The 19,011-nt window shown below is 72.7% G+C and carries 18 protein-coding genes; 11 read left to right on the top strand and 7 right to left on the bottom strand.

The window, feature by feature from the left end; all coding sequences use genetic code 11:
* Positions 1-164: 164 nt before the first annotated feature.
* Positions 165-1,763: a gamma-glutamyltransferase family protein gene (locus tag FV226_RS22895; protein ID WP_147764710.1), complete on the bottom strand. Its 1,599-nt coding sequence runs from the start codon at positions 1,761-1,763 to the stop codon at positions 165-167.
* 542 nt (positions 1,764-2,305) lie between these two features.
* Between FV226_RS22895 and FV226_RS22885 the strand changes: the two genes are divergently transcribed.
* Genes FV226_RS22885 through FV226_RS22875 form a run of 3 tightly spaced genes read left to right on the top strand, consistent with a single transcriptional unit; the run spans position 2,306 to position 5,583 of the window.
* Positions 2,306-3,730, top strand: coding sequence for a carbohydrate porin (locus FV226_RS22885; RefSeq protein WP_147764708.1), 1,425 nt, complete (start codon positions 2,306-2,308; stop codon positions 3,728-3,730).
* Between the two features lie 53 nt (positions 3,731-3,783).
* Entirely contained in the window at positions 3,784-5,316 is a 1,533-nt protein-coding gene (locus tag FV226_RS22880; RefSeq protein ID WP_147754476.1) for a sodium:proton antiporter, read from the top strand.
* Between the two features lie 39 nt (positions 5,317-5,355).
* Positions 5,356-5,583: a hypothetical protein gene (locus FV226_RS22875; protein ID WP_147764707.1), complete on the top strand. Its 228-nt coding sequence runs from the start codon at positions 5,356-5,358 to the stop codon at positions 5,581-5,583.
* Positions 5,584-5,607: 24 nt separating this feature from the next.
* Here the strand turns inward: FV226_RS22875 and gshB are convergent, their stop codons facing one another.
* Both gshB and FV226_RS22865 read right to left on the bottom strand, forming a co-directional pair.
* Positions 5,608-6,552, bottom strand: a complete 945-nt coding sequence (gshB, locus tag FV226_RS22870) for a glutathione synthase (RefSeq protein ID WP_147754474.1) — start codon at positions 6,550-6,552, stop codon at positions 5,608-5,610.
* Positions 6,553-6,673: 121 nt separating this feature from the next.
* Positions 6,674-6,937 (bottom strand): hypothetical protein, encoded by a 264-nt coding sequence (locus tag FV226_RS22865; protein WP_147754479.1) that lies wholly within the window; start codon positions 6,935-6,937, stop codon positions 6,674-6,676.
* Positions 6,938-7,560: 623 nt separating this feature from the next.
* Here FV226_RS22865 and FV226_RS22860 point away from each other — a divergent pair.
* The 3 genes from FV226_RS22860 (at position 7,561) to metB (ending at position 10,116) form a co-directional block, all read left to right on the top strand.
* A complete protein-coding gene (locus FV226_RS22860; RefSeq protein WP_147764706.1) occupies positions 7,561-7,764 on the top strand; it encodes a hypothetical protein in 204 nt (67 codons plus the stop codon).
* 78 nt (positions 7,765-7,842) lie between these two features.
* Complete coding sequence (locus tag FV226_RS22855; RefSeq protein WP_246691698.1) at positions 7,843-8,730, top strand: hypothetical protein; 888 nt, start codon at positions 7,843-7,845, stop codon at positions 8,728-8,730.
* A gap of 222 nt (positions 8,731-8,952) precedes the next feature.
* Positions 8,953-10,116: a cystathionine gamma-synthase gene (metB, locus tag FV226_RS22850; RefSeq protein WP_147764705.1), complete on the top strand. Its 1,164-nt coding sequence runs from the start codon at positions 8,953-8,955 to the stop codon at positions 10,114-10,116.
* Positions 10,117-10,341: 225 nt separating this feature from the next.
* Here metB and FV226_RS22845 read toward each other — a convergent pair whose 3' ends face one another.
* On the bottom strand, positions 10,342-10,785 hold the full coding sequence (locus FV226_RS22845; protein WP_147764704.1) for a helix-turn-helix domain-containing protein: 444 nt from the start codon (positions 10,783-10,785) through the stop codon (positions 10,342-10,344).
* A gap of 85 nt (positions 10,786-10,870) precedes the next feature.
* Between FV226_RS22845 and FV226_RS22840 the strand changes: the two genes are divergently transcribed.
* Positions 10,871-12,649, top strand: coding sequence for a chloride channel protein (locus FV226_RS22840; protein ID WP_147764703.1), 1,779 nt, complete (start codon positions 10,871-10,873; stop codon positions 12,647-12,649).
* A gap of 13 nt (positions 12,650-12,662) precedes the next feature.
* Here FV226_RS22840 and FV226_RS22835 read toward each other — a convergent pair whose 3' ends face one another.
* Genes FV226_RS22835 through FV226_RS22825 form a run of 3 tightly spaced genes read right to left on the bottom strand, consistent with a single transcriptional unit; the run spans position 12,663 to position 16,260 of the window.
* Positions 12,663-13,322 (bottom strand): hypothetical protein, encoded by a 660-nt coding sequence (locus FV226_RS22835; protein ID WP_238272944.1) that lies wholly within the window; start codon positions 13,320-13,322, stop codon positions 12,663-12,665.
* A complete protein-coding gene (locus FV226_RS22830) occupies positions 13,310-13,990 on the bottom strand; it encodes a DUF1214 domain-containing protein (RefSeq protein WP_147764702.1) in 681 nt (226 codons plus the stop codon). The genes FV226_RS22835 and FV226_RS22830 overlap by 13 nt, the downstream gene beginning before the upstream one ends.
* 5 nt (positions 13,991-13,995) lie before the next feature.
* On the bottom strand, positions 13,996-16,260 hold the full coding sequence (locus FV226_RS22825; RefSeq protein WP_147764701.1) for a PBP1A family penicillin-binding protein: 2,265 nt from the start codon (positions 16,258-16,260) through the stop codon (positions 13,996-13,998).
* A gap of 260 nt (positions 16,261-16,520) precedes the next feature.
* Here FV226_RS22825 and FV226_RS22820 point away from each other — a divergent pair, with 260 nt between their 5' ends.
* The 4 genes from FV226_RS22820 to FV226_RS22805 all read left to right on the top strand — a co-directional run bounded on the left by FV226_RS22820 (position 16,521) and on the right by FV226_RS22805 (position 18,898).
* Entirely contained in the window at positions 16,521-17,012 is a 492-nt protein-coding gene (locus tag FV226_RS22820) for a YcgN family cysteine cluster protein (protein ID WP_147764700.1), read from the top strand.
* 137 nt (positions 17,013-17,149) lie between these two features.
* Positions 17,150-17,752 (top strand): TetR/AcrR family transcriptional regulator, encoded by a 603-nt coding sequence (locus tag FV226_RS22815; protein ID WP_147764699.1) that lies wholly within the window; start codon positions 17,150-17,152, stop codon positions 17,750-17,752.
* Between the two features lie 133 nt (positions 17,753-17,885).
* Positions 17,886-18,113 (top strand): hypothetical protein, encoded by a 228-nt coding sequence (locus FV226_RS22810; protein ID WP_147764698.1) that lies wholly within the window; start codon positions 17,886-17,888, stop codon positions 18,111-18,113.
* A 101-nt stretch (positions 18,114-18,214) separates the two neighbouring features.
* Entirely contained in the window at positions 18,215-18,898 is a 684-nt protein-coding gene (locus FV226_RS22805) for a type 1 glutamine amidotransferase domain-containing protein (RefSeq protein ID WP_147764697.1), read from the top strand.
* Positions 18,899-19,011: the final 113 nt, after the last annotated feature.

Here is a 19,011-nt window from a genome sequence, read left to right as displayed (position 1 = left end):
CCCCCCCCCCCCTCTGCGGGGGAGGGTGGCCCGCGAAGTGGGTCGGGAGAGGGGAGCGACCTCTCCGGATAACGCGCTCCCTTTCCCGACCCTCGCTGACGGGAGGCCCACCCTCCCCCACAGAGGGGGGAGGGAAGTGGCGCGTCGAGCCGGCGCGGCTTCCCTTAAAGCCCCAACGCGCCGCCGTCCGAGCGGGGGTCGTGGACCGCCTCGATGCGGCCGTTGCGGGGGTGGCGGACCAGCATGCCGGCATGCCCGAGCGAGTCGATGTAGGCCCCGCCGAGCTCCTCGATCTCGTGGCCCATCCGGCCGAGCGCCCGGATGCAGGCCGGGTCGAAGCGGTCCTCGACCTTCACGGTCAGCGATTCCGCGCCCCAGGTGCGGCCGTAGAGCAGGCGCGGGGCGTCGACCGCGTCGGCGGGGCCGAGCCCGTAGTCGGCGTAGCGGGTGAAGACCTGCGCCTGGAACTGCGGCTGGCCGTCGCCGCCCATCGAGCCGTAGGCCATCAGCCGGCCGTCGTCGAAGCAGGCGAGCGCCGGGATCAGGGTGTGGAACGGGCGCCGCCCCGGCTCCAGCGGGTTCACGGCCGTCTCGTCGAGGGAGAACGAGGTGCCGCGGTTCTGCCAGTGGATGCCGGTGGCCGGCAACACGCAGCCGGAGCCGTATTCCCAGTAGATCGACTGGATGTAGGACACGGCCAGGCCGTCGTGGTCGATCGCGCCCATCCACACGGTGTCGCCCTCGCCGGGGTTGCGCAGCGGGATCGCGGCGGCGCGCGCCATGTCGACCTGCGCCGCCTCGCGGGCGAGGTTTTCGGGCGTGAGATACTGGGCCGGGTCCGTGACCAGGCGGTCGTAGTCGGTCACCACCCGGTCGCGGATCGCGAAGGCGCGCTTCGTCGCCTCGATCAGCCCATGGTAATGCGCCGTGGTCTCCGCCTGGCGGATGTCGAGCCGGTCGAAGATGCCGAGGATCAGCAGCGCCGCCAGCCCCTGCGTCGGCGGCGGAAAGTTGTAGAGCGTGGCGTCGCGGCGGCGGATCGAGAGGGCCGAGCGCTCGCGCGGCTGGTAGGCCTTGAGGTCGGCCCTGGTCACCGGGGCGTCGAGGCGTTCGAGGTCGGCGGCGATCTCGCGGCCGACGTCGCCGCGGTAGAAGTCGTCGAGACCGGCATGGGCGAGCTGCTCCAGGGTCGCGGCCAGCGCCGGCAGCGTCCGCACGTCGCCCACCGGCCACGGTTTGCCCTCCTTGAGGAACGTCTTCGCAAAGTTCGGGGCGTCGTGGAGGGTGTCGAGCTCCTTCGGCACGTAGCGCCCTTCCGAGGGCGAGACCGGACAGCCCTCGCGGGCGTGGCGGATCGCGTCGGCGAGCAGCGTCTCCAGCGGCAGCCGGCCCCCGAGCGCGCGGGACAGCTCCAGGGCCAGGCGCCAGCCGCCGACGGCGCCGGCCACCGTCACGCAGGCGTCGGGGCCGCGGGCGGGGATCGCGTCGAACTCGCGCTCGCGGTAGCGCGCCCGGGTGGCCAGCGCGCCGGCCGGCCCGCAGGCCTCGATGCCGCGCACCCGGCCGCCGCGCTCGCGCACCAGCCAGAACCCGTCGCCGCCGATGCCGTTCATGTGCGGGTAGACCACGGCGATCGCCGCCGCCATCGCGGTCATCGCCTCGATGGCGTTGCCGCCCTGCGCCAGCACGGTCTGCCCGGCCTGCGCGGCGAGGTGGTGCGGGGCGGCGCAGGCGCCGTGGGAGAAGACGGGGGTCTCGGGCATGGTCTCGCTCGCGGCTGGCGACGGCTCGCTCCGGCTGTACGAAAACCGTGCCGTCGGTGCAAAAGGCGCGAGGGCGGCCACTCCGCTTCCCCCCCCTCTGCGCTACTGGATCCACATCGTTCGTCACGGCATCGGATAACGCGCGGGTTCCCCTCTCCCCGCGTGCGGGGAGAGGCCCGGCTGCACCCCGTCGTGCAGCCGGGGAGCGAGAGGCGAAGCCGAAGCGACGGTGAGGGGGAGCTTCCGGAAGTGCCTCCTCCGGCTCGGCCCCCTCACCGTCGGCTGCCGCCTCGCTTTGCCGACGACGAGGTCGTCAAAGCCCTCTCCCCGCACGTGGGGCGAGGGGATGCGCGCACGTCGAACCGCCAAGGGCAGGAGAGGTGTGAATACAGTAGCCGTTGTGCGGGAAAAGGCAGAACGCGCGGTTCGCGTGTCACCGTCCCGCATCGGACTCGGCCGGGCGCCTGTTGTACGGTTGCCGCCGCACGCCACCCGAGCCGTCCGTGATCCACCGCCCATCCGCCATCGGAGCGCTTGCCGCGATGCTCAGCATCCCGGCCTTCGCGCAGACGCCGCCGGCGCCCCCGGCCATCCCCGTGATCCGCGAAGGCGCCGGCGGCGACTTGCGGACCTCCGTGGCCCAGCCCGAGACCACGAGCCAGACCTCGGGCGGCTACGCCCGCTCGGTCGAGCCCTATCTCGGCCCCCTCGGCGATCCCTTCGGCCTGCGCCCGGTGCTGAAGGAGCGGGGCATCCAGTACAGCCTCACCTACATCGCGGACGTGCTCGGCAACCCCACCGGCGGAATGCGGCAGGGAGCGGTGGTGGAGGACCGGCTGAACCTGCGGCTCTACCTCGACCTCGACACGCTCGCCGGCTGGCAGGGCGCCACGGCGCACGCCAACGCCTACTTCATCCACGGCACCGGCCTCTCGCGCTACTACGTCGGCAACCTGCTCGACGTCAGCGTCATCGGGGCGCTGCCCGCGACACGGCTCTACGTGCTGTGGTTCGACCAGCAGCTCTTCGACGGCAAGCTCGGCCTGCGCGTCGGCCAGCAGGCCGCCGACAGCGAGTTCTTCGTGAGCCAGACCGCGACGCTGTTCGTGAACTCGAGCTTCGGCTGGCCGGCGATCACCAGCGCGAACCTCCCCTCCGGCGGCCCGGCCTACCCCTTGGCGACGCCGGCGATCCGGGCGAAGTTCGAGCCCGGCGGCGGGCTGTCGTTCCAGGCCGGGCTCTACGACGGCGATCCGGCCGGGGCCAGCCGCCCGGGCGACGACGCGGAGGCGCAGCGCCTCAACCGCACCGGCACGAACTTCCGCACGCACGACCCGGCCCTGATCGTGGCCGAGGCGGCCTATTCCTACAACACCGAGAAGGGCTCGACCGCGCTGCCCGGCACGGTGACCTTCGGCGGCTGGCAGCATTTCGGCCGGTTCGACGACCTGCGCCGCGACACCCTCGGCCTGTCGCTCGCCGACCCGGCCTCGTCCGGCCTGCCGCGCCGGCAGCGCGGCAACGCCGGGCTCTACGCGATGATCGACCAGAGCGTCCTGATCGAGCCCGAGAAGGACGACGAGGGCCTGTCGGTGTTCGTGCGCGCCTCGCTCTCGCCGACGCGCTCCAGCCTGATCTCGGCCTACGTCGACGCCGGCCTCGCCTACAAGGGCCTGATCCCGGGGCGCGACGACGACACGGTCGGCGCCGGCATCGCCTACGCCCGCTACGCCGACGACGCCCGCCGGGCCGACACCGACACCATCCTGTTCACCGGCACCCCGATCCCGCGGCGGCGGGCCGAGACCGCGCTGGAGGCGACCTACCAGGCGCTGGTGGTGCCGGGCTTCACCGTGCAGCCGGACCTGCAGTACATCATCCGCCCGAGCGGCGGCGTCGCGGATGCCGACGGGCGCCGACTGAAGAACGCCACCGTTCTCGGGGTGCGGGCGACCGTGCAGTACTGAGTCGAAGGTCCGCCGGCCCCGCCGTGCCGGCCGCACCGCCCTATCTTCCCCTGATGATCATTTTCGAGTGGGTTGTCGGCGTCCTGTTCGGCGCGGTGCTGCTGGCGGCGCTCGCGCGGCGAATCGGTGCGCCGTATCCGGCCTTCCTGGCGCTCGGCGGCGTCGGCCTGGCCTTCGTGCCGGGCGTCCCGAACCTCGAGCTCGACCCGGGGCTGGCGCTGGCGCTGTTCCTCGCGCCCGTGCTGATGGATGCCGGCTACGGCACCTCGCTGCGCGACCTGAGGGCGAACTGGCGCCCGATCGCCGGCCTCGCCTTCGGTGCGGTGGCGGTGACGACGATCGCGGTCGCCGTCGTCGCCAAGCTGCTGGTGCCGGACATGCCGCTTTCCGCCTGCATCGTGCTCGGGGCGATCGTCGCGCCGCCGGACGCGGTGGCCGCGCTCTCGGTGCTGCGCCACGTCTCGCTGCCGCACCGCCTCACCACCATCCTGCGCGGCGAGAGCCTGCTCAACGACGCCGGCTCCCTGCTGATCTACCGGCTCGGCGTCGCGGCCGCCGCGAGCGGCGCCTTCCACGTCTCCGAGGTCGGCCCGACCTTCCTCGTGGGCGTGGTCGCGAGCCTGGTGGTGGGGCCGCTCGCGGGGCTCGCCTTCGTCGCCGGGATGCGGCGGGTGCAGGACGCGGCCAGCACCATCGTGCTGCAATTCGTGGCCGCCTTCGGCATCTGGATCGCCGCCGAGCGCCTGGAGATGTCTGGCGTGCTGACGCTGGTCGCCTTCGCGATCACGGTGGCGCGCGGCACCCCCGGCATCACCGCCCCGCGCGTGCGCATCATCTCCTACGCGGTCTGGAACACGGCGGTGTTCGTGCTCAACGTGCTGGCCTTCGTGCTGATCGGCATCCAGATCGGCCCGATCCTCGAGCGGCTCGCCGGCGCCGACCAGCTCGTCGCGCTGGCGCTCGCCGGCGCGGTCTTCGCCACCGTGGTGCTGGTGCGCATCGCCTGGGTGCTGCCGGCGTCCGGCCTGCCCGGCCTCTCCGTCGCCGATCCCGGCCGCGGCCGGCTCCGGAGCGCCGTCGCGGTGTCCTGGGCTGGGATGCGCGGCATCCTCACCATCGCCACGGCGCTCGCCCTGCCGCAGGAATTCCCGCACCGCGACCTGATCGTCTTCGCCGCGTTCGGCACGGTGCTCGGCACCCTGGTGGTCCAGGGCCTGACCCTGAACCCGCTGCTCGCCCGCCTCGGCCTCGAGGACGACGACCCGGTCGGCCGCGAGACGGGCCGCGCCCGGGCCGAGGCCTACCAGGCGGCCCTCGACAGCCTCGACGCGGCCGACGACGAGCCCGGCATCGAGGCCCTGAGGGCGGAGCTGCGCGGCGCGCTCGCCGAGGCGGAGGCCCACGAGGAGGGCCGCGCTCCGGAATCCCTGCCCACCGACGGCCCGCGCCGCCGCGCCATCACCGCCGCCCGCGACACGGTCATGCGCCTGCGCCGCGAGGGCGCGATCGGCGACGACGCCTACTTCGTGCTGGAGGAGGAGTTCGACTGGGCCGAGCTCAACGCGACGCCGAAGGCGGAGACGTGAGGGCCACATCGTCTACGTTCTAAACGGAAGGAGCGACCTATGAACAGGCGTGATCCCGGGCTGGGCTACGTCCCGAACGACGCCTACGCCGAGGCAGATTGGGCAGCGGTCGACAGCCCGCCGCTGACCGACGCCGAGCTGGCGCGGACGCGGCCCGGCGTCAAGGGCATGCTGCCGGCTATGGCGGAGGCCTTCGGCCGCCGAACGGCGGGGCAACCGCAATCGGCCCGGGCGCGCAGGAAACGTGGCGCCAAGCGTTCGGAATGACCGCGCACACCCGAAGGCCGACCGTCAGACCGCCACCCGCGCCTCGATCGCGTCCCACGCGCTCACGGCGAGGTCCGGGCCGCCGAGGCGCTTGATCGCGCGGATGCCGGTGGGGGAGGTGACGTTGATCTCGGTGAGGTGCCCGTCGATCACGTCGATGCCGACGAGGATCAGGCCGCGGCGGCGCAGCTCCGGGCCGATCGTGGCGCAGATCTCGCGCTCGCGCTCGGTCAGGTCCGAGGGCCGGGCGGCGCCGCCGCGGACCATGTTGGAGCGGATGTCGTTCAAGGCCGGCACGCGGTTGATCGCGCCCATCGGCTCGCCGTCGACGAGGATGATGCGCTTGTCGCCTTCGGTGATCTTCTCGAGGAAGCGCTGCACCACCCACGCCTCGCGGAAGGTGACCGAGAACAGGTCGAACATCGAGCCGAAGTTCGGGTCGGTCTCGGAGACGCGGAACACCGCCGCGCCGCCGTGGCCGTGCAGCGGCTTCATCGCCACGGTGCCGTGCTCGCGGCGGAATTCCTCGATCTCCGCCTTGTCGCGGGAGATCAGCGTCGGCGGCATCAGCTCGGGGAAGTCGAGGACGAAGAGCTTCTCGGGCGCGTTGCGCACCTCGGCCGGGTCGTTCACCACCAGCGTCTGCGGGTGGATCTTCTCCAGCATGTGGGTCGCGGTGATGTAGGCCATGTCGAAGGGCGGGTCCTGGCGCATCAGCACCACGTCGGCCTCCGACAGATCGATCCGCTCGATCTCGCCGAGCGTCGCGTGCGCGCCCTCCACGTCCTGCACGCTCAGCGCCTGGACGCGGGCGGTGACGCGGCGGCCCTGCATCGAGAGCCGGTCGGGGGTGTAGTAGATCAGCCGGTGGCCGCGCGCCTGCGCTTCGAGCAACAGGGCGAAGGTGGTGTCGCCGGCGATGCGGATCGCCTGGATCGGGTCCATCTGGACCGCAACGGTCAAGGCCATGTCGTCGGGCTCCGCTCGTGACGCGGCCGGCTCCCGAGGGACGATCCATCCCCCGGAACGAGCCGGCCGCTCGTCGTCCACCATCCTCGAACCGGGCGCGTCGCGGACGCGCCCGAAGCGATCAATCCTCCGGCATCGACTTTCCGCCGGTGCGCTTGTCGTAGTCGCCGATGGCGTTGCGGCACTCGGGCGACAGGCGCTTGCGGTTGCGCGTCATGCACTGCTCGGCCGCCGGGCTGTTCGGGTCGACGCCGGCGCAGAGGCGGAAATAGTCGTTGGCGCAGCCGAGCTGCAGCCCCTGGTCCTCGCGCTGGGCCTGGGCCGGGCTGCCGGCGAGCGCCAGCAGGGCGAGCGGGAGGCCTGCCAGCGCCGCGGAGCGGAGCATCCGAGGCAGAAGCGCGCCACGGGCGTGTCGAAACGTGTCCAGTCGCATCCAGCGTGGTCCTTGCATGTCGGCCGTGGGAACCCCGGCGTCGGATCCGCCCGAGGGCGGCATCCGCGAATGGCCCGGCATATCGGTCTCCGGCGTCGCTAGGCAAGCGTCGCGACCGTGCGACGGTTCCGCTTCCACCCCTCGGCGACCGCAATGCAGCATCCGCCGTGGGAGCCCGTCGAGGCCGCAATGCGGCATTCGCGCCGCAGGTGCCGGCGGAGACCGAGAAGGAAACGCCCTCCGACAAACGAAGAAGGGCCCCGCCCGGGTCGCGAGCAGGGCCCAGTCGTTGGGAGGAAACGCCCGCCATGGGCGAATCCTCCCTCGCAAGGCGCAGGCCAACCGCGTGCGAACCTCTGGCCGGCCCCCTTCCAGCCCCCTTCCAGCCCCCTCTCGCGTGGCGCCGCGCGGACACCTCCGGCGACGACGCCGAAGCAGGTCGCCGGAGGTCCTGCCGGGAAACGATCCGTTAACCATGGCGTGCTGATCTGCCGGCATCGACACGCCGTCGCCCTTGCCGACGCCCCGCCCCGGGGCCCGGGCGCGATGCCCGGATAAGCCGACAGGTGCCTGCCATGACCGTCTCCCGATCCACTGCCCCCCGCCCCGCCGCGCTCCGCTCCGACACGCCGACGCCGGAGGGTCCCCAGCGCGCACCGCTCGGCCGCGTCGTGCCGTTCGCGGCCTCCGCCCGGTCCCGCCGCCGCCCCGAGGCCGGCGAGCGCCGCGGCGAGATCCTGCTGTTCCTCGGCGTGCGCTACGAGCGCCTCGCCTCCTGATCCGGCCTCCGGCGGGCGATCCGCCGGGTCCGCGTCTCAACGCCCAGTCCTCACACCGACACCCGAACGAGGCGGTCCATGCCGAGCCAGGCCCGGCGCGTGCCGGTTCCGATCCCGGGCGCCCGGCGCCGCACGAGCCCGGTCGCGACCTGCGCGGTCACCGCCGCGTTCCTCACCGCGCTCCTGGCGGCCTGCGCGCAGCAGGGCGATTTCGGCCGCCCGAAGGCCGGCGCCTGGAACGCGCTGGTCGAGACCACCGGCACGCTGGCGGCCCGCGAGCGCGGCGAGCCGGCCTCCGCCTTCCCGCTGACCGACGACGAGCAGACCCTGCGCGCCCGCGCCTGGCGCTTCCTGATGCCGGCGGCGCCCCAGGCCGCGTTCATCGACGTGCTCGCCAACCTCACCCGCGCCCGCGTGCTGCCGCCCTCCTGGCGGCCGGGGGACGTGGCCGCCTACCATGACGGGCTGGTGGCCGAGCCCGCGCGCTCGCCGGTCTCGCGCTACCGCCGCCTGTCCGAGGACGCGGTCGCCGACGCCCGGTTGATCCCGCCCTTCGTCGCGATCGCCGCGCGGGTGATCGACGCCGACGCCCTGCGCCTGCGCAGCCTTCCCTTCGCCAAGGCGCTCGACGACGACGACGTGCGCAACGCCGCGATGCGGGTCGCCGAGAACCGCTGCCTCATCGCCTGGGTCCGGCTGGAGACCGCCGAGCGCACGGCGCGCTACCGCTACGCGCTGGAGCACCTCGTCGTCGCGGTGCCGGGCCCCGAAGCCGTGGGGGCGGAGCGCGGCGTCGCCGGGTTGGCCGCCCGCCGCACGCTCCTCGATCCGCTGCTTCCGCCCGAGGCCGCCTTCCGCTGCGGCCTCGTTCCGGGCGAGGACATGGCGTTGCCCGAGGCGATGCCGCCGCGCGGGGGCATCGCCGCCTCGGGTCCGCCGGTGCGGCCGTTGGTCGTGAAGGATTAATACCCAGTCTCACGGGTCAAGACCCATGAGGTCCGGCGGACTCCCGCCGCCCCGCAGTCGCGGGGGCCCGAACCCCGATGAGCCGAGCTCAGCGAGGTTTGGTATGAGCCTGAGCGGATCTTTGCATCGTTTTGTTGTAAGGCCGTTTCGTCCTCTATAAAGAACGCTTCGGCGGGGCCTTCGGATCGCACCGCGAACCGATTCCCGGGAGGACCAGACGCGATGACCGAACCCAGAGATCCCCGCACGATCGCCGCCACCAACGGCGTGGCCGCGGACACGTCCTACGGCGCCGTCATCGCCCCGATCCATCTCTCGACGACGTACAAGTTCCCGGCCTTCGAGAAGCCGGGGCCTTACGACTACTCGCGGCTGGGCAACCCGACGCGCGACCAGCTCGCAGACACCCTCGCCAAGCTCGAGGGCGGCGCCCGCGCGGTGGTGGTGTCGAGCGGCATGGCGGCCCTCGACCTCGCCCTGTCGAGCCTGCGGCCGGGCGACCTCCTGGTCGCCCCGCACGATTGCTACGGCGGCACGCACCGCCTGCTCAGCCTCCGCGCGGCGCGCGGGCACTACGCGGTGGCCTTCGTCGACCAGACCGACCCGGCGGCCCTGGAGGCGGCCTTCGCGAGGAAGCCCAAGGTCGTGCTGATCGAGACGCCGAGCAACCCGCTGATGCGCGTCGTGGACATCCGCCGCGTCACCGGGCTCGCCCGGGCGGCCGGCGCGCTCTCGGTGGTCGACAACACCTTCCTGTCGCCGGCCCTGCAGCGGCCCCTGTCGCTCGGCGCCGACCTCGTCGTGCATGCCACGACCAAGTTCCTCAACGGCCATTCCGACGTCGTCGGCGGCGCGGTGGTCGCGGCGGACGCCACCGTCGGCGACGAGCTCGCCGCCTGGGCCAACACCATCGGCGTCACCGGCTCGCCGTTCGACGCGTACCTGACGCTGCGGGGCGTGCGCACCCTGTTCGTGCGGGTCGAGCAGCAGCAGCGGACCGCCGGGCGCCTGGCCGCGTTCCTCGCCGGGCACCCGGCCGTCGCCGCGGTGTACTATCCCGGCCTCGCCAGCCACCCGGGCCATGCGCTGGCCCAGGCCCAGCAGAGCGGCTTCGGCGCCATGCTGAGCTTCGAACTCGTCGGCGGCCGCGAGGCGGTCCGCCAGGTCGTGGGCCGGGTCCAGGTGTTCACGCTCGCCGAATCGCTCGGCGGGGTCGAGAGCCTGATCTCGCACGCCGAGACCATGACCCACGCCGCCATGGACCCCGAGGCCCGCGCCATCGCCGGCATCACCGGCGGCCTGCTCCGCCTGTCGATCGGCCTCGAGGCGGAGGACGACCTCCTGGCCGACCTCGCCCAGGCGCTCGACGCCGTCCAGGCGGGCTGACCGCGGGTCCAGGGACTGGTTGATTTCACAGACGAGCCGTTGAGGCGCGGGTCCTCTCTCCCGTCCGGGAGAGGGACAGGGTGAGGGGCCAGGTTTCTCCGGAGAGGCCGCACCCCTCACCCCAACGCTCTCCCGGACGGGAGAGGGGGGCGCGCCTTCGCCTCGAACGATCCATTCGGGGCCGTACCGCGGGGCTGCTCAAACGGTCTCCGCTCCGCACCATCATCACCCCGCGTCGGAGCGGCCGTGCACGCGGTCCAGCGCCGTGGCCAGGGCGGTGGCGAGGGCCGGCTCCAGGGTCTGCAGCTCCGCGAGGTGGGCCGTCGTCAGCTGCTGCAGCACCGCCATCGCCTTCGGGGTCAGCGACAGCGCCATCCGCCGGCGGTCGCGCGCCTCCGCCGCCTTGGTCAGGAAGCCCTTGTCCACCATTCGCGCGACGAGCTCGGCCGCGGTCTGCGGCGCGATCAACAGCTGCTCGGCCACGAATCCGACCGTCGGCGGCCCGTCGTGGCCTGCGATCGCCAGCAGCGCCTGATGCTGCTGGGCCGGCAGGCCGACCTTGCCGGCCGCCGCCTCGCTGAAGGCGAGGAAACGCCGCAGCTCCAGGCGGAAGCGCGCGATTGCGGCGTAGGCCTCACGCGAGAGGACCGAGCCGGCATCCGAATCCATCGTCCACCTCCAAGCGTGGGGTTCAATATATCGGGTTACGATATATATATGGGGCCGTACCGCATCCTACAGGAGGTTCAGCCGCATGCCGGTCTCGAAGGCAGCCCCGCCCGCCGGGCGTCGCGTTCTGGGTGATTTCCGCACCGACCGACGCCTCTTCGTGCTGTGCGCCATGGCGGTCGTGGTCGGCCTCGGCGGCACGGTCGCGGCCTGGGGCCTGCTCGCCCTCGTCGCCTTCGTGACGAACCTCGTCTGGTTCGGCCGGATCGATGTCGGGGCGACCTCGCTGGCCGGGGCCACGCCCTCGCTCTGGATGGTCTGCGTGCCCCCGCTCGGCGGCCTCGCGATCGGCCTGATGGCGCGGTTGGGCTCGGAGAAGATCCGCGGCCACGGCATCCCGGAGGCGATCGAGGCGATCCTGATCGGCGGCAGCCGGATGTCGCCGAAGGTCGCGGTGCTGAAGCCGGTCTCGTCGGCGATCTCGATCGGCACCGGCGGCCCGTTCGGTGCCGAGGGGCCGATCATCATGACCGGCGGGGCGATCGGCTCGCTGTTCGCGCAGTTCTTCCACCTGAGCGCCGCCGAGCGGAAGACGCTCCTCGTCGCGGGCGCGGCCGCCGGCATGACCGCGATCTTCGGCACGCCGGTCGCCGCCGTGCTGCTCGCGGTGGAGCTGCTGCTGTTCGAGTGGCGCCCGCGCAGCTTCATCCCGGTGGCCGCCGCCGCCGTCACCGCCACGATGCTGCGGCCGAGCCTGTTCGGGGCCGGGCCGCTGTTCCCCTTCGCCGCCGACCCGGCACTGCCGTGGTGGGGCTTGGCGGCCTGCGTCGGCGTCGGCCTCGCCGCGGGGCTGCTCTCGGGCGTGCTGACGACGCTGCTCTACGCCCTCGAGGACGCGTTCGAGCGCCTGCCGATCCACTGGATGTGGTGGCCGGCGCTGGGCGGCCTCGCGGTCGGCCTCGGCGGGCTGGTCGAGCCGCGGGCGCTCGGCGTGGGCTACGACGTCATCGCCGACCTGCTCGGCGGCCACATGGTGCTGACGGCCGTGCTGCTGATCCTGGTCGTGAAGGCCGCGATCTGGCTCGTGGCGCTGTCCTCGGGCACCTCCGGCGGCGTACTCGCGCCGCTGCTGATCCTCGGCGGGGCGATGGGCTGGCTCGCCGGGTCGGCCCTGCCGGGCGACCCGGGATTCTGGGCGCTCCTCGGCATGGCGGCGATGCTCGGCGGCACCATGCGGGCGCCGCTCACCGGCACGCTGTTCGCCGTCGAGCTCACCGGCGACGTGCACGCGTTGCCCGCGCTGCTGGCGGCCTCGGCCGCGGCCTACGCCGTGACGGTGCTGCTGCTCAAGCGCTCGATCCTGACGGAGAAGATCGCCCGGCGCGGCCAGCACGTCACCCGCGAGTACGGCATCGACCCCTACGAGTTCACCCGCGTCGCCGAGATCATGGTCGCGTCGGTCGACACCCTCGGGGCCGACATGCCCGTCGCCAAGGCGGTGGCGGCGATGGAGGCGGGACGCCACCACGCCTACCCGGTGGTGGACGGCGAGAACCGCCCCGTCGGCCTCGTCACCCGCGGCGACGCGCTGCTGTGGCGGACGGATGGCGGCGACGGTTCCGAGCGCCTTGGTGAGCGGGTCTCCGACGCGTCGCTGGCCGTCGTCCACCCGGGCGACGTCACCGCGCACGCCCTCGACCTGATGCTGACGACGGGGCAGGGGCGCCTGCCGGTCACCGATGCGGAGAGCGGCACGCTGGTCGGCCTCGTCACGCGCAAGGACCTGCTGCAGGTCCGCGCCGCGGTGAACCGGTCCGAGGCGGAGCGGCAGGCCACCTTCGTCAGGCGGCGCAGGGCGGCGTGAGCCGAAGGCCGCGTCAGCCGTTCGGCTTGGCGCGGCCGGCCGGCGGCGGGTTGGTCGGCGGTGGGTTGGCCGGCGCGGGCTCGGGGTCCGGCTCGTCCGGGCTGTCGGTGGTGCAGGAGACCGCCTGCACCGCGTCGTTGGCCGCGGCCCGCTGGCTCGGCAGGCCTGCGATGACGCGGACGACGACGAAGCCCTGGTCGCCCGGGGCGACGATGCGCACGTCGCGGCTCGGCTCGTTCTCGTCGTCGTTGGCCAGGGCCGCGTCGTACTGCGCCCGGGTCAGCACCACGAGGTCGAGGGCGCCGCGCACCGCGGCCTGGTCGGTGACCGCGTAGAAGGCGCCCTTGCGGCCGTGCACCGCCAGCGACAGCATCATCGCGCCGGTCCGGGCCGAAACCCGCATCGGGCCGTCCTCCAGGTCGTAGGCGCAGACGCCGACCGCCACGGACGGGTCGGGGATCGGCAGCCACGCCTCGGCCGGGGCCGGCTCGCCGTGGGTCGCCAGGGTGTAGACCCGCTGCGGGTGCTCCAGGCTCTCGCTGGAGCGGGCGCGGGTGAGGGCGTCGGTCTCCGACAGGGCCGGAATCGCGAACACCGTCGCCACGTGGACGATCCCGGCGAGCGCCAGCCCGCAGGCGGTGGCGTAAACGACGCGCAGGTTCACGAGGCGCATCCCATCCGGGTGATCGCCGGCACCGCGTCGCGGTCGAGGGTCCCGGCGCTGGCGGCCACGGGGGTGTCGTAGAGGCGCAGCGCCAGGCGGATCGGGCCGCTGGCGCGCGGGCTCGGCAGCCAGTTGCCGGGCTCGACCTCCGAGCCGACGACGATGGCGAAGCGCCCGTCGGCCTCGCGCAGGATCTCGGTGGAGGTGAAGCCCTCGCGTAAGCCCGGGCGGCCGGGCTCGGGTGCGCCGCGGCCGGCCGCCGTCAGGGTCCAGGCGCGGGCGGGCGGGGTGATGCCGGCGACGCGGTAGGTGCAGGTCGCGTCGAGCGCCCGGCCCGAATCGTCGACCGCGGCCGTCAGCAGCAGCCCCTCGCCGACCGCGAGCGGCACCTCGCCCCGGCGGGCGTTGACGGCGCGGGTGTAGGGGTCGGCCGCGGTCGAGCCGGCGCGCGGCCACGCGGTCCAGGCCCCCACGGCGACGCCGCCGAACGGGTAGCCGCCCCGCGTCGCCCAGTCGGCGCTGGCGAGCCCGAGCCCGGCGCCGAGCGCCAGGGCGTAGAGGGCGAGCGCCGCCGGCGAGGCGCCGGAGACGAACCCGGCGGCCTGGCCGGCCCGCGCCCGGGGCGTGCGCCGCGTCCCCTCGGCCGCATGTGCGGCCGGTTCGGTTCCCGCCACCATCGCCGTCACCGGGTCTCGAGGCGGCCGCCGACGGAGCGGGTGCCTTCGGCGACGTCGCGGGTCGTGACGGCGGGCGCCAGGCTCGCACCCGGGCGCGGCTCCGAGGCCGGCTTGGCCTCGCCGGCCTCGGGCCGCGCCCGCTCGACGGTGCGGAACAGGCCGTTCAGGCCGCCGATCACCTCGAAGCTGCGGCGCGAGAGCTTGCCGTAGCTCGTGGCGGCCGGGTCGGTGGGGGTCGAGGCGGCGGCCTGGGCGGCGGCGGCGTTCGGGGCCTTGAGCCCCGGCAGCGGTTTCAGCTCGATGCCCTGGTGGGCGACCTCCAGCACGTCGTGCCAGGCGGTGGCGGGCAGCGAGCCGCCGGTCATCTTGTTGGTCGAGGTGTGGTCGTCGTTGCCGAACCAGACCGCGGCGACGTAGTTGCCGGTGTAGCCGACGAACCACGCGTCGCGGTAGGCGTTCGTGGTGCCGGACTTGCCCGCGACCTTCATGCCTTCCAGCTGCGCGCGGCGGCCGGTGCCCTCCTCGACCACCTTGTTCAGCATGTAGTTCATGTCGGCGACGACCTGGGTCGAGAGCACTTGCTCGGGCTTCTCGTCGTCGTGGCGGTAGATCACCTCGCCGCTCGAATTCTTCACCTCGGACGCCGCGTAGGGCTTGGCCTTGCGCCCGCCGTTGGCGAACACCGCGTAGGCGGCGGCCTGGTCGATCACCGTGACCTCGGCCGAGCCGATCGGCAGCGACACCGAGTCGACCAGCGGCGTGGTGATGCCCATGCGGTGGGCCGTGTCGATGATCTTGGCGCGCCCCGCCTTCGCGGCCTGGAAGTCGCCCTTGATCCCGAGGCCCTTGCCGATGGCGATCGAGACCTTGATCGGGATGGTGTTGATCGATTTCGCCACCGCGAGCCACATCGGCTGGCGCCCTGAATAGGAGCGGCCGTAATTCTGCGGGCACCAGTTGCCGAGGCAGACGGGGCTGTCGACCACCACCGTGTCGGGCCGGAACAGGCCGGAGTTCAGCGCCGCCGCGTAGACGTAGGGCTTGAACGACGAGCCGGGCTGGCGCAGCGCGTCGGTGGCGCGGTTGAACTGGCTCTCGCCGTAGTCGGCGCCGCCGACCATGGCGCGCAGCGCCCCGTCGGGATCGAGGATCACCATCGCCGCCTCGTCGACGTCGTAGGCCTCGCCGGACTTGCGCAGGATGTCGGCCACCACCTGGTCGGCGCGCTTCTGGATGCCGAGGTCGAGCGGCGTCTTCACCGTCAGCACCCGGTCGGTCTTGAACTTGCCCGCATCCGCCATGGCCTTGATCTCGCCGAAGGCCCAGTCGAGATAGTAGTCGGCGGTGATGTCGCGGGTGCGCGTCACCGGCGTCGCCGGGTTGCGCAAAGCCGTCTGGATCTGCCCTTCGGTGACGAACCCGGCCTCGACCATGTTGTGCAGCACGTCGACGGCGCGCGCGCGGGCCGCCGGCAGGTTGACGCTCGGCGCGTACTTGCTCGGCGCCTTGAACAGGCCGGCCAGCATCGCGGCCTCGGCCAGGCTGATGTCCTTGAGCGGCTTGCCGAAATAGTAATCCGCCGCCGCCACCGCGCCGAAGGTGCCGCCGCCCATGTAGGCGCGGTCGAGGTAGAGCTTGAGGATCTCGTTCTTCGTCAGGTGGCTCTCGAGCCACAGGGCCAGGAACGCCTCGTTCACCTTGCGCTCCAGCGAGCGCTCGTTGGTGAGGAACAGGTTCTTGGCGAGCTGCTGGGTGATCGAGGAGCCGCCCTGGGTGCTGCCGCCGCCGCGCGAGTTGTTGACGAGCGCGCGCAGCGTGCCGATCGGGTCGATGCCCCAATGCTCGTAGAAGCGCCGGTCCTCGGTCGAGACCAGGGCCTTGATCATGATGTCGGGGAATTCGTCGAGCTTGAGCGAGTCGTCGTGCTTGATCCCGCGCCGCCCGACCTCGGTGCCGTAGCGGTCGAGGAAGGTGACCGCGAGGTCCTGGGCCTTGAGCCAGTTGTCGCTGGTGAGGTTGAAGGCCGGCTGCGCCAGCGCGAGCATCAGGATCGCAGCCCCCGTGCCGAGGGTCACGCCCTCGCTCGTCAGGTCGAGGGCCACCCGCTTCCAGCCGCGGAAGGCGAAGACCTTCATCCGCTCCTGGAAGCGGCCGTAGACCGCGCCGCCGGAGACGCCGCTGTCGTACAGGCCCGCGTTGACCCAGGCGTCGAAGGCCAGCGACGCGTGCTTGATGCGGGTGAGGAGGCGGGAGACGTTCGGCAGGCGCACGACGGGGTTCCGGCTCCTTGAGACGCCTCGACGGACCCGCGGACGAGGGGACCGTGTCCCTCTCTACCAAGCCGCGGGGCCTTTCGCGAGATGGAACGCGGCCTGCGCGGCGATGGGTCCGGCGGGCGCCGGGGAAAGGTGGCGTCAACCTTGATGGCGGATTGGGGCGCCCCGGTGGCCGGGTCGCGGCCGGGTTGCACCCGCGCCCGCCTTGCGGCACAGGGGGCGCTTCAGCCCCTGTCACGTGAGAGGTGTTCCCGATGGGGAACCCCAAGCCCGCCCCCGCGGGCGCCGCCCTGCCGTTCTGGCGGGAGAAGACCCTCGAAGCGATGACGCCGGCCGAGTGGGAGAGCCTGTGCGACGGCTGCGGCCGGTGCTGCCTCTTGAAGCTCGAGGACGACGACACCGGCGAGGTCCACCACACCGACGTCGGCTGCACCCTGCTCGACGGCCATGCCTGCCGCTGCCGCGACTACGCCAAGCGCCAGGTCCGGGTGCCGGATTGCGTCCGGCTCACCCCCGAGGCGGTGCGCACGATCCCGTGGCTGCCGCCCACCTGCGCCTACCGCCTGATCCGCGACGGCGAGCCGCTGTACGACTGGCACCACCTGATCTCGGGCTCGCGCAACAGCGTCCACGACGCCGGCATCTCGATCCGCGGCCGGATGGCCGGCAACGAGGAGGAGTTCACCGACGACGAACTCCCGGACCGGATCGTCGAATGGCCGACGGCGACACTCGGAAAGCGGTAGCGGCGAGCCGCACGGCCGGGTTTCGACCGAGGCGGGCGGCGCCTGCGAGGCCGCCTGCCGAGCCCTTCGCGAGCCCTTTGCCAAAAAAATGAAAGCTGCCTCTAGACGACCGGTCTAATTCGATCTATCTCGCCGTCATGCCACGCGACGCCGCACACACCGACACCCGCCAAGAGATCCTCAACACCGCCTACGGCCTCGTCGGCGCGAAGGGGTTCTCCGGGGTCGGCCTCAACGAGATCCTGACCACGGCCGGCGTGCCGAAGGGATCGTTCTACCACTACTTCGGCTCCAAGGAGGCCTTTGGCGAGGCCCTCTTGGCGGACTACTTCGAAGCCTACCTCGCCGACCTCGACGCGACGCTCGCCGAACCGGGCCTGAACCAGGCCGAGCGCCTGATGAACTACTGGCGCAAGTGGCAGGCGACGCAGGGGAGCATCGACTACCAGCGCAAGTGCCTCGCGGTGAAGCTTGCGGCGGAAGTCTCGGACCTGTCCGAGGCCATGCGCCTCGCCCTCAAGGGCGGCACCGCGGGGATCATCGAACGGCTGTCGCACGCCATCGCGGCGGGCGTGGCGGAAGGGTCGCTCACGGTCCAGGGCGAGCCGCAGACGACCGCCGAAGACCTGTACCACGTCTGGCTCGGTGCGAGCCTGATGGCCAAGATCGTCCGGACCGACGCCCCGTTCGAGGCCGCCATCGGGACGACCCGCCGCCTCCTCGGCCTCGCGCCGCACTGAACCCACCCGCGTTCCAACGATCCCGAGACAGTATCCTTTTACGCCGAAGTTTGAGACGACCGGTCTACTCAAAACGAAAACGAGCCATCGTCCCCGGGCCGGCGGGGAGCCAGCAGCCAGACGGAGACATCCGATGCCCCACCCCACGAAGACGATCGTCGCCGCCACCCTCGCCGTCGGGCTGATGGCGCTCCTCACCCCGCGGGCCGCGACCGCGCAGGAGCGGATCATCCTGGAGACCATCGGCGCGGTCCGCATGGTCCGGTTCGAGGAGGTCCGCGGCGCGAACCCGGAACTCCGCCCCGCGCCAGCTGCGCCGGCGCGCGATCCGGCCGCCGAACGCCCCGTGAAGGCGCGCTAAAATCCGCCCGCCTTCCCCAAGTCGCCGCCCCGCGCGGACCCGGCGAACGGCCCGACCCCCAAACCTTTTCCCTCCCCAAGCGAAAACCTCGGAGAACGACCATGAAGATCCTGATGGTGCTGACCTCGCACGACCGCCTCGGCGACACCGGCCGGAAGACCGGCTTCTGGCTGGAGGAGTTCGCGGCCCCCTACTACGTGTTCAAGGATGCCGGCGCGGAGGTGGTGGTGGTCTCGCCCCAGGGCGGCCGCCCGCCCCTCGACCCGAAGAGCGCCGAGCCGGACTTCCAGACCGACACGACGCGCCGCTTCGAAGCCGACGCGGCGGCCATGGCGGTGCTGGACGAGACCGGCCGCCTCGACGCCGTCAGCCACGAAAGCTTCGACGCGGTGTTCTACCCCGGCGGCCACGGGCCCCTGTGGGACCTCGCCGAGGACCCGGCCTCGATCAAGCTGATCGAGACGACGCTGGCGGCCGGCAAGCCCGTGGCCCTGGTCTGCCACGCCCCCGGCGTCCTGCGCCACGCCAAGGCGCCTGACGGGAAGCCACTGGTCGACGGCCGCAAGGTCACGGGCTTCACCAACACCGAGGAGGAGGCCGTCGGCCTCACGGAGGTGGTGCCGTTCCTGGTCGAGGACGAGCTCGTGCGGAACGGCGGCCTCTACGCCAAGGGCGCCGACTGGGGACCCTTCGTCGTGGCGGACGGCCTGCTCGTCACCGGCCAGAACCCGGCCTCCTCGGGCCCCGCCGCCGAGCGTCTCGTCGCCCATCTCGCCAACCGCTGAGGTCGCGGGCGCCCTCGGCGGGCGCCCGCTCATGATCGCCGCCGGCCCGAGCCGGGGCGATCCGCCCGCATCGCGAACCCGAAGGATTCCCGCCCATGACCCAGCCCATGACC

Origin of the sequence: Methylobacterium sp. WL12, assembly GCF_008039475.1 — a bacterium.
Classification (GTDB): Bacteria; Pseudomonadota; Alphaproteobacteria; order Rhizobiales; family Beijerinckiaceae; genus Methylobacterium; species Methylobacterium cerastii.
The sequence above is the reverse complement of the archived record's forward strand: the minus strand, read 5'-3'. Positions and strand labels throughout refer to the sequence as shown.